Annotated in this window: 15 protein-coding genes and 1 riboswitch; of the genes, 10 read left to right on the top strand and 5 right to left on the bottom strand. The window is 50.4% G+C overall.

Annotated features, from left to right (window positions below):
* The first annotated feature begins 83 nt into the window (after positions 1-83).
* Positions 84-227, top strand: a complete 144-nt coding sequence (locus AC1DWB_RS05170; RefSeq protein ID WP_477539966.1) for a hypothetical protein — start codon at positions 84-86, stop codon at positions 225-227.
* Between the two features lie 62 nt (positions 228-289).
* Here AC1DWB_RS05170 and AC1DWB_RS05175 read toward each other — a convergent pair whose 3' ends face one another.
* Together AC1DWB_RS05175 and AC1DWB_RS05180 are read right to left on the bottom strand one after the other, a co-directional pair.
* Positions 290-1,714: an MBOAT family O-acyltransferase gene (locus tag AC1DWB_RS05175; RefSeq protein WP_477539967.1), complete on the bottom strand. Its 1,425-nt coding sequence runs from the start codon at positions 1,712-1,714 to the stop codon at positions 290-292.
* 13 nt (positions 1,715-1,727) lie between these two features.
* A complete protein-coding gene (locus tag AC1DWB_RS05180) occupies positions 1,728-2,783 on the bottom strand; it encodes a hypothetical protein (RefSeq protein ID WP_477539968.1) in 1,056 nt (351 codons plus the stop codon).
* A 303-nt stretch (positions 2,784-3,086) separates the two neighbouring features.
* Between AC1DWB_RS05180 and AC1DWB_RS05185 the strand changes: the two genes are divergently transcribed.
* Genes AC1DWB_RS05185 through AC1DWB_RS05195 form a run of 3 tightly spaced genes read left to right on the top strand, consistent with a single transcriptional unit; the run spans position 3,087 to position 6,486 of the window.
* Entirely contained in the window at positions 3,087-4,373 is a 1,287-nt protein-coding gene (locus AC1DWB_RS05185) for a hypothetical protein (protein WP_477539969.1), read from the top strand.
* Positions 4,370-5,080, top strand: coding sequence for a response regulator transcription factor (locus tag AC1DWB_RS05190; protein ID WP_477539970.1), 711 nt, complete (start codon positions 4,370-4,372; stop codon positions 5,078-5,080). The genes AC1DWB_RS05185 and AC1DWB_RS05190 overlap by 4 nt, the downstream gene beginning before the upstream one ends.
* On the top strand, positions 5,077-6,486 hold the full coding sequence (locus AC1DWB_RS05195) for a sensor histidine kinase (protein WP_477539971.1): 1,410 nt from the start codon (positions 5,077-5,079) through the stop codon (positions 6,484-6,486). The genes AC1DWB_RS05190 and AC1DWB_RS05195 overlap by 4 nt, the downstream gene beginning before the upstream one ends.
* 96 nt (positions 6,487-6,582) lie before the next feature.
* Here AC1DWB_RS05195 and thpR read toward each other — a convergent pair whose 3' ends face one another.
* Positions 6,583-7,212, bottom strand: a complete 630-nt coding sequence (gene thpR, locus AC1DWB_RS05200; protein WP_477539972.1) for an RNA 2',3'-cyclic phosphodiesterase — start codon at positions 7,210-7,212, stop codon at positions 6,583-6,585.
* Between the two features lie 178 nt (positions 7,213-7,390).
* Between thpR and serC the strand changes: the two genes are divergently transcribed.
* Together serC and AC1DWB_RS05210 are read left to right on the top strand one after the other, a co-directional pair.
* Positions 7,391-8,476 carry a 3-phosphoserine/phosphohydroxythreonine transaminase gene (serC, locus tag AC1DWB_RS05205; RefSeq protein WP_477539973.1) on the top strand — a complete coding sequence of 362 codons (1,086 nt, stop codon included), beginning with the start codon at positions 7,391-7,393 and terminating at the stop codon, positions 8,474-8,476.
* Positions 8,477-8,651: 175 nt separating this feature from the next.
* Positions 8,652-9,677: a polysaccharide deacetylase family protein gene (locus AC1DWB_RS05210; RefSeq protein WP_477539974.1), complete on the top strand. Its 1,026-nt coding sequence runs from the start codon at positions 8,652-8,654 to the stop codon at positions 9,675-9,677.
* Positions 9,678-9,684: 7 nt separating this feature from the next.
* Here the strand turns inward: AC1DWB_RS05210 and AC1DWB_RS05215 are convergent, their stop codons facing one another.
* On the bottom strand, positions 9,685-10,539 hold the full coding sequence (locus AC1DWB_RS05215) for a 3D domain-containing protein (RefSeq protein WP_477539975.1): 855 nt from the start codon (positions 10,537-10,539) through the stop codon (positions 9,685-9,687).
* Positions 10,540-10,546: 7 nt separating this feature from the next.
* Positions 10,547-10,722, bottom strand: a riboswitch (cyclic di-AMP (ydaO/yuaA leader).
* A gap of 266 nt (positions 10,723-10,988) precedes the next feature.
* Complete coding sequence (locus AC1DWB_RS05220; protein WP_477539976.1) at positions 10,989-11,702, bottom strand: response regulator; 714 nt, start codon at positions 11,700-11,702, stop codon at positions 10,989-10,991.
* A 151-nt stretch (positions 11,703-11,853) separates the two neighbouring features.
* Between AC1DWB_RS05220 and trmL the strand changes: the two genes are divergently transcribed.
* From trmL to AC1DWB_RS05240, 4 genes are all read left to right on the top strand, one after another.
* Positions 11,854-12,318: a tRNA (uridine(34)/cytosine(34)/5-carboxymethylaminomethyluridine(34)-2'-O)-methyltransferase TrmL gene (gene trmL, locus AC1DWB_RS05225; RefSeq protein WP_477539984.1), complete on the top strand. Its 465-nt coding sequence runs from the start codon at positions 11,854-11,856 to the stop codon at positions 12,316-12,318.
* 136 nt (positions 12,319-12,454) lie between these two features.
* Entirely contained in the window at positions 12,455-12,703 is a 249-nt protein-coding gene (locus AC1DWB_RS05230; protein ID WP_477539977.1) for an AbrB/MazE/SpoVT family DNA-binding domain-containing protein, read from the top strand.
* Positions 12,704-12,868: 165 nt separating this feature from the next.
* Positions 12,869-14,209 (top strand): neutral/alkaline non-lysosomal ceramidase N-terminal domain-containing protein, encoded by a 1,341-nt coding sequence (locus tag AC1DWB_RS05235; RefSeq protein WP_477539978.1) that lies wholly within the window; start codon positions 12,869-12,871, stop codon positions 14,207-14,209.
* A gap of 207 nt (positions 14,210-14,416) precedes the next feature.
* Positions 14,417-14,765, top strand: a 349-nt coding sequence (locus tag AC1DWB_RS05240) for a class I SAM-dependent methyltransferase (RefSeq protein WP_477539979.1), incomplete at its 3' end; no start/stop codon positions are given.

The following is a 14,765-nucleotide window of genomic DNA, read 5'->3' on the forward strand; positions in this document are numbered from 1 at the left end:
TGACTGATTGTTGAACATCATTCATAGACACCCATACAGTTCGGCATACTAGAGGGTGAAGTATACAGGGGAGGTGAGCTACAATGGCTGGTGAGCATGTGAAGGAGCAAGCGGAGAAAATTATTGAGAGCTGCAGTAAGTTGAAGAACATGACGACCGACGAAGCGATCCATAACGAGATCTCGAAGATCAAGCAATATTGCCAAATGATTGAGAGTCAGATCTAGCTGGAAACGCACAAAAAACGTCCTCACGAGCCACCGAAGTGTGCTGTGAGGACGTTTTTTGTTTAGAATTGGAAGTAAATAAAGGTGTTCTGGTCACCCTTCAAATAAATGATCAGGAAGGTAACAATGGCGGTATACAGGACGGCACGTACCGGAGCGGGAAACCGCTTCTGCCAACCTTGCGCGAGCGACGCCGCGTTCTTGAACAAGAAGTATTCCCCGATATGCAGCAGGAACAAGAAGGCCACGATATAGACGAAAGGGAATAGAATCCCATTGAACTGAAACACTTCGGGCGACAGCATCTTCTTGATCATACTCAACGCGTTGTGGAGCCCGTTGACCCGGAACAACACCCAGCCGATACAGGTGAGATGGAAGAACACGAAGATCGAAATAACATAATACAGCTTGCTGTTATTGAGGCCATCCAGGCCGAGCTTTTGTTTCAACGCCATGTACAGCTTATGCACAATGAGCAGGGTGCCATGAAACATCCCCCACACAACATAAGTCCAGGCCGCGCCATGCCATATACCAGAGATGGCCATCGCAATGAACAGGTTGACGTACTGCCGCGTCGCGCCCTTGCGAGACCCCCCGAGCGGGATGTAAATGTATTGCATAATCCAAGAGGACAACGTGATATGCCAGCGACGCCAAAATTCCGTCGGGTTCGTACTTAAGTATGGGGTCCGGAAGTTAACGGCGAGTGTCATGCCGAACATGTAGCCTAACCCTACCGCCATTTCACTGTAGGCCGCGAAGTCGAAGAAGATCTGGAAGGCGAACATATAGGACGCCATCCAAGCTTCCGCCCCGGTCAAGTAAGCGCCTCTGGTGAAATACTCGTTGACGTAGGGAGCCAAATAATCAGCCAACCATATTTTCTTCATCAATCCGACCGTAAACCAGGCGACGCCTAGCTTGAACTTGTTCTTGTCGAACCGAATCGAGCGAATCGCTTCAATCTGCGGCATGAATTCATTCGAGCGCATAATCGGACCCGCTACCAGATGGGCGAAGAAGGAGATGAACACCCAGAAGTTCAAGAGCGTGGTCGCAGGCTCCGCCTTGCGTTGGTACACGTCTACCATGTAGGCAATAACCTGGAACGTGTAGAACGAAATCCCGATTGGCAGCACGATGCTCGTTAAGAAGGAGTCCTTGGCAACGAGCTCAATCGATATGACCTTCTCGACGGCGTGCAGGAAGAACACGATATATTTGAAGAAGATGAGATTCGCTAAGCTGACGCATACCCCAATCCATAGGAACAAGCGGGCATAGGCGCCCCGCATATTACGGGAGCAAATGTAGCAAATGATTGTGATCGACAAGAAGATGGCCAAATTACCTAGACCAGCAACTCCGTAAAAGAGCATATTAGCAATCGTGAGCAAGAAAATGCGCGTGTTGGGCATCAAGTAGTACAAAAGCAAAGTGATCAATAACAATCCAGCGAATTCGGGTGTATGAAAAAGCATCGACTTCGGTCTCCTATTCGAGTTCTTTCCAGATAATATCCGCCATCTTCTTATATCCTTCTGGCGTCAAATGAGTATGGTCGGTGAAATTAGCATCCGGAATACGACCTTCCATATCCACATATTTGAAAGGCAGCTTAGCCATGTGCTGGTCCAATGCCTTCATGTTCGCGATGTAACCGGGCTTGTACACATATTCCTTCATCATCTCGTGATTCGTTCCTGTGAGCAGCACAAGTGTATTCTTCCCCTTCTGCAGTTCGTTGATCTTGTTCAGGAAGTAGATGTCAGGACYTTTCTCGGTAAGATCGAACGGCTTGTCCGAGAAGCTGTTGATCAGACTTTCATCATGCATGAAATCGGCAAAATCTTTGTCCGACCATGGACGGGGGTCGCCAAGAGCATCGTCAGGAATCACCTGTCCGGTTCGCACCATATACTGGTAATTCAGATCTTGCTTCAAGTTATCCTTGTAACGGAACAATGTAATCTTAGGCATGATGACCTCGTGCAGCAAATGCTTATAATGCTCATAGGGCGTGCTAGGCGGCTTGTGGCCGGCTGATAGCAATTGCTGCAGGACGTGATTGTATGCGTCGGGATCCAGCCTGTGAAGCTCGTCCCTCAGCCAGAAGACAGAAGCGGGAAAAGGATCGCGCTCGATAAAGGAAGCATAGCGAATGTTGAAGATGAGCCGATCTGTCGAAATATCGAACTCCCTCAGCTTCAAGAGCATGACATATAAGTCCCCGATCTGCATCGCGGGCAAGGACAAGTTGAATATGGGAGGAGCTCCGGGCTGGTTCTCCATGAAGGCGTTGATCACTTGATCCGAGTTGCCTGGACTTCCATATAGCACGGAGTCGCCGAGGATGATGACATAATCGCTAAGGTTGTTGCGCTTGATTTCTTTCTTCACTTGCTGGAGGACGGCATCGATGTCATGAAGGTTGCTCTTGATCAGCCCATAGTCCATTCGGTTGTGATAGACGTCAGCCAATGAAAGGCTGGAAGGGAGGAATAGCTGGATGGCTAGCAGGAATAAGAGTACATATTTAACGGCTTTCATTAGTAAGTGGTTCCCCATTCTAGTATAGTCTCTTGCTATTATAATAGATTCTTGTACCAAACGTCACTTTCTGCCAAAATGTTTCTTCGTTACCACTCGATTATATACGGTTATGTCGAACATTGTTACTAGTTTGTCACCTATTTTCGATTCAAACAAGCTACTCTAGTACTAAATGCATGAGAATGGAGCATTTTGGAATGGGGAAAGGTTGCAAGTCAGCCTGATGCTAGTGTGCTTATTATTGAACATTTTGATGTATGAGTTACAATACAAGGACATGAAGAGTCGGAGGGATGGAGCATGTTCATAAGGTGGAAGGCAGCTACCGTATGTCTGGTCTGCATGTTGCTTGGTACCGGCTGCGGCCTGATCCAACAGCCACAAACATATATGCGCTTGCCGAAGCTGTCGGCGGAAGAAGAGAAGCTGATGGAGCAAGTGCAGCTATCGCTGCCACAGGGCGCCGCGATCATCCGACCACGCAAATCGAACCAGGTGAATACGGTACCGATTCTCGATTTGAATGGGGACGGAAACGACGAAGCAGTCTTATTTTATAAGAATAAAGGGGACAAGGACCAAATCATCGGCGAAATATGGACAAGGGTGCAGGAAGGCTGGAAACGGCTTACCACCTTGACTGGGGAAGGGTTCGAGCTGGACATGCTGAAATTCGTGGATTTCATGCAGAACGGGAAGCCGAATGTGCTAATTGGTTATGGATCAACGAATAAGGGCGAGCAGAAAGGGCTTACGGTGTATTCCCTGGAGCCGACCGGTCAATTGCAGAAGCAATTCGAGTCGCCTTATCAGGAGTTGGTCATTGACGATCTGAACCAGGATGGCAAGATGGATATGACGGTGATCAATCGAGTAAGGGGCAAGGACAAGGACACTTCCAATGCCGTGTTATTCCAGTACGAGGGCTCTTACCTGAAGAAGGGGGAAGCCGAGCTTGATCCTTATGTAAACGGCTACTACAGTGTAATCTCGGGTAATGGGGCGGCAGGACGCAGGGCAATATTCCTGGATGCAAGTGTAGGGGCGCATTCCTCGTATACGCAGATCTTGGTCTGGGATGCCGGGAGACTGAAGGCCGTGTTGAGCGATTCGACATTCCGAGCTTATTCAGCGCTGAGCAGCGATGTAGACGGGGACGGGATTATCGAAATTCCCTTGATGCGAGCAACTCCTGGATGGGAAAATGCAGCAATGGCGGAAACCCCCTGGGTGTATCCGTATTACAAATGGGACGGGAATAGTGGTCTCACATTCGTGCTCGAGCGTTACTACAATAATGCCCTAGGCTACTACATCGAAATTCCGAAGGAATGGCTATCGCTGTACACCTTAGAGAAGACAGAGCAATCGATCCGATTCCTGAAGACGACAGATCGGGCACTGTTGGCGGAGTTCCGATTCATTCCCATTGAGCAGTACAAGAGTGAGCAGGTCAGTGGCTGGGTGGAGTTGACTAGGACGGCGACGACGGTGTTCGTTGTGAATGAAGCGGCGGAGCAGGTCGGAAGAGCTGCCTTCCATCTAGTAACGGATACGCCGCAGCTAGAGGAGGATATCATGCCATGAATAACGGAGCCAAAGTTCTAATTCTGGAGGACGAAGAATCGATTCGAAGCTTCGTCGTAGTCAACCTCAAGCGTAACGGTTATCAGGTGTTGGAAGCGGACAACGGTGATGATGCGTTGCGCATACTGCGGTCAGACCTTACCATCGATATTGCATTGTTGGACGTGATGGTGCCTGGGATTGATGGATTCGAGGTGTGTCGTCAAGTCAGGGAATTCAATGAGAAGATTGGCATTCTGTTCTTAACCGCCAAGGTGCAGGAGCAGGACAAAGTGATGGGACTGTCGCTTGGGGCTGATGATCATATGGGCAAGCCGTTCAGTCCGGCTGAGTTGATGGCTAGAGTGCAATCGCTGCTACGGCGTGTCCGTCTCGTCAAGTCGGATGATCTGCTCAGCGGTTCCCTGCTGTCAGGGCCGTTCGAATTGCAAACCAAGTCCAATCAACTGTTCAAGCGAGAGGAACGAATGGAGCTCACCCCTACGGAATTCGCGCTGATCCGGTTTCTGATGGAACACCGTAACGTCCCGGTCAGCCGTGACCAATTGCTCGATGAAATCTGGGGTGTGAATTATGTGGGGGATCCGAAGATCGTGGATGTTAACATCCGGCGCGTTCGGCAAAAAATCGAAGACGATCCTTCACAGCCCGTCTATGTCGAGGCGATCTGGGGGTTCGGTTATATGTGGAAGGAGTCCATAGAATGAAGGGCGGGGGATTAAAGCGCCAAGTTGTCGCCCGGTTCCTTATTGTCGTATTGCTTACTCTGCTGCTCGTGGAATCGGTGCTGGCGGTAGCGGTTCATAGCTATTATTACAGCAGTATTGAATCTGTCATGAAAAATCAGGCTTCCACGGCCTTGTCTTTCTATACGAAGTATTCGAATAACTTATTCATCTCGACCTTCAAGCAAAATTTGAACGACTTGGTGCAAAATCTGGTTTTCGAGTCGGCAGAGTTAGAAATTGTAGATCGGGACGGGACGGTTCTCATTACATCGAGTGGATTCTCTTCGGAGAGCAAGAGACTAACGGAAGATGTGAAGGCAGCCGTGAAAGGACACACCGGAGTCTGGACCGGTAAAGCTCCGGTGACCGGGGAGAAGGTCATGGCGGTCTCGACGCCGATCATCTCGAATGGGCAGACGCTCGCTGTACTTCGCTATGTCACTTCCCTTGAAGAAGTAGACAGCGTTCTGTTGCGATTATTGCTGCTGTCGGCCACGATGGGACTGGCCGTATTGATCATCGTCCTGTTGGTCAGCATTACACTGGCGAATTCGATCGTCAAGCCGATCAAGCGGATTACGGCCGCTTCTGCGGAAATGGCGTTGGGGCGATTCGATGTCCGGGTGCAGGAGTCAGATCGCAACGAAATTGGCGAGTTGGCCAAAACGTTGAATTTCATGGCAACGGAGATCGTACGCAGTGAAGGACTGAAGAACGACTTCATCTCGTCGATCTCCCACGAAATCCGAACTCCGCTCAGCAGCATTAAGGGCTGGAGTGAGACGATTCAGACTGGCAGCATGCAAGACGAGCAGGAAACCCGACAAGGGCTGCGGATCATCTCCAAGGAAACCGATCGGTTAATCGGTCTGGTGGAGGAACTGCTCGACTTCGCCCAGTTGGATCAGAAGCGAATCCGACTGGATGTTCGCAAGGTACCGCTGGCCAGCTTACTCGCCGAGGTTGTTCTTCAATTGAAGTCGAAGGCGGATAAGAAGCAGATCACGATTCAGCTGTCAGAGGAGCCTGAGGCGGAACCGATTTTCGTATCCGGCGATCCGAATCGGTTGAAGCAAGTGTTCCTGAATCTGGTGGAGAATGCGATCAAGTTCTCTCATCCTGCTAGCTCGATTGAGCTTGAGATCGAGAAGTGGGAGATGGACGCAGTCGTGCGCGTGAAGGACAGTGGTATCGGGATCGAGGCACAGCACTTGGCCCGCCTGGAATCGAAGTTTTTCCAGGTCAATCCGCAGGCGGAGGGAACAGGGCTGGGTTTGTCGATCTGCCGGGAGATTATTAACTTGCACGAGGGGCGGCTGGAGTTCGAGACCGAACCAGGCGTCGGCACGACGGTCTCGGTTGCCCTGCCGCTGTCTACTAGCTAGCGCCGGCTCTGCAGTTCAAGGGAACGGCGCATTCGCGCACCGCGTGCCGCAGGTGAAGGCTGACCGCCTTCGCCCGCAGTGCACGCCGGCGCCGGCTCAGCCGCCGGCAAAGAACACGAACTCGCGCAGCGGTTCGTACAACGGCGACCGCCCCATGCGGGTGCGGTACAGCGTCATCCGGTCCGCGCGCCATTCGGCTGCGGACCAAAGCGCCGAAGAGGCGGGGCCTTCGGTCCCCGCCTCTTCGGGCTGCACGGCCTGGCGCCGCAGGGGCGCGTCTTGGCCCCCGCCGCCTCCGGCGTAGCGGCGGGCCAGCGTCACGTGCGGCGCATACGCGCGCCCCTCGGGGGCGTAGCCGAGCTCGGCGGCCTCCAGCTCTACATCGGCCTGAAGCCGGTGTAGAGCTTGCAGGCTGCCGCCGAGCCCGGCCCACAGCACGCTCGGCGCGCGGGGCGAGCCAAACGTGCCGATGCCCTCGAGCTGCAGCGAGAAGGGCATGGATCGCGAAGCGATCTGCCCGAGCTTCGCCTCGAGGGCGGGCACGGCGGTCGGCTGCGTATCGCCGAGGAACTTCAGCGTGATGTGTAGGTCTTCCGGGTGCACCCATCTCTGGAACGGCTGCTCTTGCTGCAGAGCAGGCATGGCTTGACGTACTAGCTCCTTGATGGGCGGAGCCAGAGGAACCGCGATAAACAGACGCATGGAATCGGATTCGGAACGTTTCATAATTGGCCCCTTCAAGATTCGGACATTCGGATCAGAGTTGTTCGGTGTCGCTCCAATAGCATACCCTGAATTTAAGACAATTTTCGGACAAAGCGCCGATTCGTATTGTACGGGTTAAGGAATACTGCTATCATAGCGATATTACAACACATACAGGGGAAGAAGGAGACATTCCATCATGAACAATCGAGCATATAACTTCAACGCCGGTCCTGCTGCCTTGCCGTTGGAAGTACTGCAACAAGCACAGGAGCAGTTCATCGATTATGAGGGCATCGGCATGTCGATTATGGAGATATCGCACCGGAGCAAGCAATACGAGCAAGTCAATAATGAAGCGCAAGCGCTAATGAAGGAGCTGCTCGACATTCCTGCCGGCTATGAGGTGTTGTTCCTGCAAGGTGGAGCGAGCACGCAGTTCGCGATGATTCCAATGAATCTGCTGGCAGCCGGTAAGTCGGCGGGCTATGTACTAACGGGGACGTGGTCCGATAAAGCGTTCAAGGAAGCGAAGCTGATCGGGAATGCGTATGCGGCGGCGAGTGGTGAGGCGAGCGGATTCACGCGCATGCCTGGCCAAGCCGAGCTGGCGATCCGTCCGGATACGGCCTATGTCCATCTTACAACGAATGAAACCGTTGCGGGGTCGCAATTCCACGAGTTTCCCGATACCGGTGCCATTCCGCTGATTGGCGATATGTCGAGCGATATCCTTAGCCGTCCGGTGAATGTGTCTCAATTCGGTCTCATCTATGCTGGGGCGCAGAAGAACTTGGGGCCTTCCGGCGTCACGGTCGCGATCATCCGCGATGATTTGCTGAACAGTCCGAAGCAATTGCCGACGATGCTGCGTTATGATACGCATGCCAAAGGCAAGTCCTTGTACAATACACCGCCTGTTTATTCCGTATATATCGTCAACCTGGTGCTTAAGTGGCTCAAAGCGAATGGGGGTCTGGCCCGGATGGAACAGAGAAACCTCGAGAAGACGAAGCTGATCTATGATGCGATTGATCAAAGCGGAGGATTTTACAGAGGGCTGGTCGATCCAGCTAGCCGTTCTCTCATGAATATTACGTTCGCCTTGAACAGCGATGAGCTGGAAGCCAAATTCCTGAAGGAATCGGAGCAACAAGGATTCGTCGGGCTGAAAGGTCACCGTGATGTTGGACATATGCGGGCTTCCACGTACAACGCCGTACCTTATGAGAGCTGCCAAGCACTAGCGCAATTCATGAAACATTTCCTGCAGCAAAATAGTTAATACGATGCACAACCGTTCACGATATGCTCCTTAAAAAGCGCACCCCCTGGAATTACGTTGGAGAAACCCTTGAGGTTCATCTGATGAAATTCCAGGGGGTGTTTTTTTGTTTATGCCAGCGGGTCATTTCCTTTCATTCGGAGCATACTAGGGGAAACGGGAGGGAGCGCGAGCGATGAAAGGATTGAAATTATTTCTACTTACTGGATTAGCTTTTGTCTGGACGTTCAGCTTGATCGGTTGTTCTGCACAGACTCAGCAGCACGATGATTCGACATTACAATTGCAACAGCAATTAACAGCAGCTGAAGGACATGCACAAGCTGTTCCCTCACGGATACGCCTGACTGACAAGGCGCATACAGAGTTGGCCCCTGGCTCCCCACAGCCGCAGACTCCTACGGCTATAGTAGTCCCGCCTCCATCACCGACTATGATGCCAGCCCCGCCTTCATCACCATCGCCATCGTCTCCTGCAGCATCTGTGAGATCCAAGAAACCGTCTATTCCCGTACAAAGACAGCAGGAGATGTCGCAGAAGAAGTTGACTTTATCGGAACTAAGGTCGAAGTACTCCGACTATTTCAAAGTCAATGGGCAATCCAGTGTCAAAAAAATCGCGCTAACTTTTGACGACGGTCCTGATCAGCTATATACCCCGCAAATCTTGGACATTCTTAAGGCGAATAACGTTAAGGCGACTTTCTTCCTGGTCGGACGAAGGGCAGAGGCGAATCCAGCCGTCGTGGCTCGGATCGTGCGGGAAGGACATATAATCGGCAACCACTCCTACAATCATCCGTTGTTCACGAAGTTGACGCTCGGCGAGTTCCAGAATCAGATCGAGAAGACATCCCAGATCTTACATGGGCAAATTGGTTATTACCCCAAACTTATTCGTCCTCCGTATGGTGAAATAACCGAGGAACAGCTGAAGTGGGTCGGAAGCCGCAACTATGTAATCGTCAATTGGAATATCGACTCCCTGGATTGGAAAGGTTTATCGGCCGATCAAGTGTCACATAACATCATAAGCCATATGCGTGCTGGCGCGATTGTGTTGCAGCATTCCGCCGGAGGAGATAAGCAGGATTTATCAGGCACAGTAACGGCCCTGCCGTCCATTATTCGTAAAATAAAAGAAGACGGCTACGAACTCGTAACCGTCCCACAATTATTAAACTTGTCCAAGCAGCTGTAGTCTAAACTTAATTTAATACGTAAATCTGTACCTTCTGTAACCCGAACGAGTTCACGAATGACTTGGACCCGGGAATGAAAATATCGATCTTGTTGCCCTTGATCGCACCACCGATATCACTGGCCTTGGCCAGTAAAGTCTGCGGCAATCCACTGAAGCTATAGCCTTTGATCAGGACGGTCGTTCCTAACGGAATGACCTTAGGGTCGACTGCGATTGTGCCAAGTGCTAGCGCATTGCCAAAGTAATCAACCGCTCCATAGCCGCCGTTCTCTTCAGGCGCACTGGAGTAGGCGGAAGCTGTGGCGTTCAGCACTTTCTTGTACGAATGCGAGGCACCCTGGTGATCTTGAATCGTTTGTCCCGTCTGTACAGCATCCTGAGCGGGTTGAGCAGCCGTGACCGTTGCTTTCGCTACAGCTGTAGTCGCTGCGGACTTGGCTTTGGCTTTGCTGACGATTGCCGTCTGCTTGCTTGCGGCAGGTACTGAGACTGGTGCAGATGCGGCTGCTTGAGCTGCGAGTTGAGCCGCCTGAGCTGCTTGTGCGGCTTGTTCTGCGGCAATCGCTGCTTCTGCGGCGGCAGCTGCTTCGCTCTTGGCGATTTCGGCCGTTGCTTGAGGACGCTGCAAGTCCCAGCCAGCCTGGAGGTCGAATTTGATGGGTTCGCTCGAGGCGATGTCCGACCCTTGTGCGTTCGTTGCGACTGCCAGCTGGCTTACCTCTTCAGTCTGCGGTTTGGCCGGCACGTCTTCCTGGCTCAGCTTTGCCACACTTTCTGCGAAGACGGTCGTTCCGCCAATGCAAAATACGCCTAAGGCAATTGTCGCCAAGGTTTTTTTGCTGTAAAACTTGGATATCAAGGTACATCGCTCCTTTTATTTGATGCCTACGAGGTTAGCTGTCGGGTTCGGGCTGAGGATACAACCCTACGTCTTATAAACGATTCACCCCAAACGGACGAACAAGTTCGTTTTCGTCCATACATACTTACATCCCCCGCACTGTCCAACAATTGGGAAGGACAGTTTCGGCCGTGCTTACTAAACAGGCTAACATACGATTATACCTAGAAAAACCCTTAAAATTTGGTAATCCATTATGTGAACGCAATATTTTGGCAAATACAAGTAGGTTTTTATGTGAAAAATTGGGTCCCTTTCAGGTTATACGAACCCTATATGCGAATAACAAAAAAAGCGCCAATGGCTTGGCGCTAAAGCAATCTTTCCCGATTGTCGAACCTGGAGCAGATCTGGAATAAATCCCCTGCCTGACTGAACTTCATTAAGCTTGAAAAAAAAGTTGTCCATTAAGCGAACGATTCTTTTGCAATCGGCTCCAACAGCTTGTAACCTACATTTCGAATCGTCATAATGTATTCCGGCGTGCGGGCATTTTTTTCGATTTTGTCGCGTAGGTGGCTGATATGAACGTCCACGATCCGGGTGTCTCCGAGAAAGTGATAGTCCCACACCCCGTGCAGCAGTTGCTGGCGGCTAAGCACTTTACCTCTATGCTTGCAGAGGAACAGAAGCAATTCGAATTCTTTCGGTGTCAGCTCAATGGAATTACCGTGAATATAAGCTTCCCGTTGATCAGGACGAATCTCAATGGGGCCGATATGGATCGATTCATCAGAAGTAGTCGGCAGTGTGTTCAATCTTCTCAGGATGGCCTGAATGCGTGAGACCAGCTCCTGCGGACTGAACGGCTTCGTCATGTAATCATCGGCTCCATTGTCCAGCCCCTGGATTTTGTCAGACAAATCCTGAAGCGCCGTCAGCATGACAATCGGGACTAGATTATGTTGACTGCGCAGCCTGCGGCACACTTGAATGCCGTCCAGCTTGGGCAGCATGAGGTCGAGAACAATCAAATCCGGGCGGAATTGAGGCAGCACCTCGAACACCGCTTCCCCGTCATACACGCACTGCACTTCGAAGCCAACCAGTTTCAGATTGAATTCAATCAACATGGAGATCGAAGGTTCGTCATCTACGACAAGTATTCGTTTTTTCATCATCGTCGTCTCCTTTGTGTTCATTTTCCTAGATGGATTAGTAATGGATAGGTTTATTATGACAGAGCAATATCATGCCAATATTAATCGTTCGTAAAGTGGATGTTAAAATTATTGGAGAAATTGTTGTATAATGAAACACGAGGTGAACAGCTTGGCATTCCATATCGTACTTGTAGAGCCGGAAATTCCGGCTAACACGGGCAACATCGCGCGTACTTGCGCGGCAACAGGGACTTACTTGCATTTGGTAAGGCCATTAGGGTTTGATACCGATGATCGTACACTCAAGCGTGCTGGACTTGACTATTGGCACGCAGTGAAGGTGGACTATTACGATTCGTTTCAGGAGCTGCAGCAGCACTTCAGCGAGAGCCGATTCTTCTATTCGACTACGAAGGCCACCCGGCTGTATACGGAATTCGAATATCGGGACGGAGATATGTTCGTATTCGGTAAGGAGACGAAGGGGCTTCCTCCTGAATTGATCGAGGCGAACCAGGACACATGTATTCGCATGCCCATGACGGATGCGGTACGCTCACTCAATTTATCCAATTCTGCAGCGATTGTATTGTTCGAAGGACTGCGGCAAAACCATTTTTTGGGACTCGCGTAAATATTTCTAACATTGACCAAAGAAATCGACTGAACGAAAGAGGCTAAAGAAGGATTTTTTACACGAATAGCGAATTGATAAATTCAAAGTGGATGACATTCGCTTTTTTGTGACCTTTTATGGAGGGGGAAATCTGATGAGGCCAGCAGGCGTCGTCCGTAAAGTCGATCAACTGGGTAGAATTGTACTGCCCAAATCTTTAAGAAAGCGCTATAAAATGAACGAAGGGGATCCCGTGGAAATATTAGTGGCGGGGGACCAAATCTTGTTGGAGCGGTTTCGTCCCAAATGTGTTTTTTGCGGAGAAATGAACGGAGTAACCGAGTACCGGGAGAAACATATTTGCGAAGTATGCATGGGAGAAATGACACAAATTCTCGCCTAGGTCTGAATTAAGTAGGAATACGACGAGTCTGCACCGAGACGTCTTTCACAGTCCTTATGGGCTGTGGGGAGGTCTCTTTTTTTTAATGGAGATGGGAGGATTATACGGGTTGGCATGGAATAGATTAATTGTAACTAACCTGTATCTATCGAGGGAGTGAACATTATGAAATTTTTCATGGCCAAGGCAGATATTACACCGCTAGAACCAGTGTTTATGCATGGATTTGGAGCGCGGACACATAAGACTGAAGGAGTGCTAGATCCAATTTATGTGAAAGTGGCGTTGATTCAATCCGACAAGTCACTTCTCTTCGTAACGGTCGATGCCCTCGGGTCTGATCGAAGTTTCGTCGTGGGCGTGAAGGATGCGCTGCAACAGCAATTCGGGTTGGAGCATAGAGATGTGCTGATTAACTTTTCCCATACGCATCATTCGGTATATTTGACAGGGCGTGATAAGACGCTGCGTAAAGGCGGGTATAGTATGGGCCAGGAGCGCTGGCCTGCCAGCGAGGAAGAGTTGGATTATACAGAGGATGAGCGGATGTTCGACCGTGTTCGGGATGCCATTGTACGCTTGGTCCGCACTTGCTATGAGAATCTCACCGAGGGGGAGCTGCTGCTCGCGCGCACGGATTCTGATTTCGGCGTAAGCCGTAGGCTGCCGGATGGGACGGGCGGTGTGCTGTGGAAGCCTTATTACGATGGTGAGATCGATAAGGATTTGTTCGTGCTGAAACTTGTTGATCAGGCAGGGACTCTGAAAGGCATATTGTACAATTACGGCTGCCATACGACAGCGATGGGGTCGGACAATTATAAGTTCTCTGGGGACTACTCCGGCAGCACGTCACAATGGCTGGAAGAAGCTTATCCTGGAGTGACAGCTCTGTTCCTGCAAGGCTGTGGCGGAGAAATCAAACCGAGGAACGGGACGAACGGCGATTCGTTCAAATCTTGCTCATATGAGGAAACCGTAGCGCTCGGGGTGGATCTGGCCAAGGAAGTCGCGGAGCTGCTGGAACAAGGTGCATTCACTGCTGTTGGAGGTGGGAGCTTCCGTACCGTGCTGCTGGACCCGTTAATTTACACCGAGCAGACGCCTGTCGAGCATTATGAAGCTATTGTGAACGATCCTAACATGAACGAGTTTTATCAGAAATCCGCAGAGCGTACGATTCAGGCCATCAAGGACGGCACGATCAAGGACCGGTTGCCGCTCTATATCTCGATTTGGCAGTTGGATGCCGAGACCCGTATCATCTCGATCGAAGGAGAAGTGTCGACGGAGTATGCGCTCGCGATCAAGAAGCTGTTTGGCAGCGGGAAGACGCTTGTGCTGGGTTATACGAACGGTGTATTCTGCTATATTCCTACGGCGAAGATGATCCGGGAGGGTGGCTACGAAGCGACTTGTAACTTCTTCTTCGGGCTGCGCGGCCCATTCGTTCCTGAGATTGAGGATATTATCATTGGGCAAATTGCAAAAGCTGTGTTAAAATAATCCCAATATTTTGAAAAGCGATGAAGAGGGCAGTAAATAAATGAATTCTTTAAGCAATTTATAGGAATGAAATGCCGTACTTGAAGAGGTTAATATGGTAACGTATTAACGAATCCTGGGCGGTACCACGAGTATAACTATCTCGTCCCTGAGACTATTAGTCTTGGGGATGGGATTTTTTTAAATTATAATTGGAGGAGTGTTCAAATGGATAGTGTAGAAATCGTAAGAAAATTTTATGATGAAACCGTACAATATGAATGGGTGCGGCTCGATCGGCATAAAGTCGAATTTGAACTTACCAAACGATACCTAAACCGTTATATCAAGCCGAATGACAAAGTACTAGATCTAGGCGGTGGTCCAGGAAAATATTCACTCTATCTAGCGGAGGTTGGCTGCAATGTGACGTTGGCTGATCTTTCACCAAACAATGTAGATTTTGCGCTGAATAAGGCTAAGGAGCTTGGACTACCTCTGAGTGCTATGTGTGTAGATAGCCGTGATTTATCAGGAATTGACGATGTAGAGTACGATCATGTGCTATGTATGGGCC

The sequence above is a fragment of the Paenibacillus sp. P4_E11 genome (assembly GCF_056401635.1).

Excerpts from the sequence above, each read along its gene's own strand:
- AC1DWB_RS05170 (WP_477539966.1), top strand. The coding sequence starts at position 84 with ATGGCTGGTGAGCATGTGAAGGAGCAAGCGGAGAAAATTATTGAGAGC.
- AC1DWB_RS05175 (WP_477539967.1), bottom strand. The coding sequence starts at position 1,714 with ATGCTTTTTCATACACCCGAATTCGCTGGATTGTTATTGATCACTTTG.
- AC1DWB_RS05185 (WP_477539969.1), top strand. The coding sequence starts at position 3,087 with ATGTTCATAAGGTGGAAGGCAGCTACCGTATGTCTGGTCTGCATGTTG.
- AC1DWB_RS05190 (WP_477539970.1), top strand. The coding sequence starts at position 4,370 with ATGAATAACGGAGCCAAAGTTCTAATTCTGGAGGACGAAGAATCGATT.
- AC1DWB_RS05195 (WP_477539971.1), top strand. The coding sequence starts at position 5,077 with ATGAAGGGCGGGGGATTAAAGCGCCAAGTTGTCGCCCGGTTCCTTATT.
- thpR (WP_477539972.1), bottom strand. The coding sequence starts at position 7,212 with ATGAAACGTTCCGAATCCGATTCCATGCGTCTGTTTATCGCGGTTCCT.
- serC (WP_477539973.1), top strand. The coding sequence starts at position 7,391 with ATGAACAATCGAGCATATAACTTCAACGCCGGTCCTGCTGCCTTGCCG.
- AC1DWB_RS05210 (WP_477539974.1), top strand. The coding sequence starts at position 8,652 with ATGAAAGGATTGAAATTATTTCTACTTACTGGATTAGCTTTTGTCTGG.
- AC1DWB_RS05220 (WP_477539976.1), bottom strand. The coding sequence starts at position 11,702 with ATGATGAAAAAACGAATACTTGTCGTAGATGACGAACCTTCGATCTCC.
- AC1DWB_RS05230 (WP_477539977.1), top strand. The coding sequence starts at position 12,455 with ATGAGGCCAGCAGGCGTCGTCCGTAAAGTCGATCAACTGGGTAGAATT.
- AC1DWB_RS05235 (WP_477539978.1), top strand. The coding sequence starts at position 12,869 with ATGAAATTTTTCATGGCCAAGGCAGATATTACACCGCTAGAACCAGTG.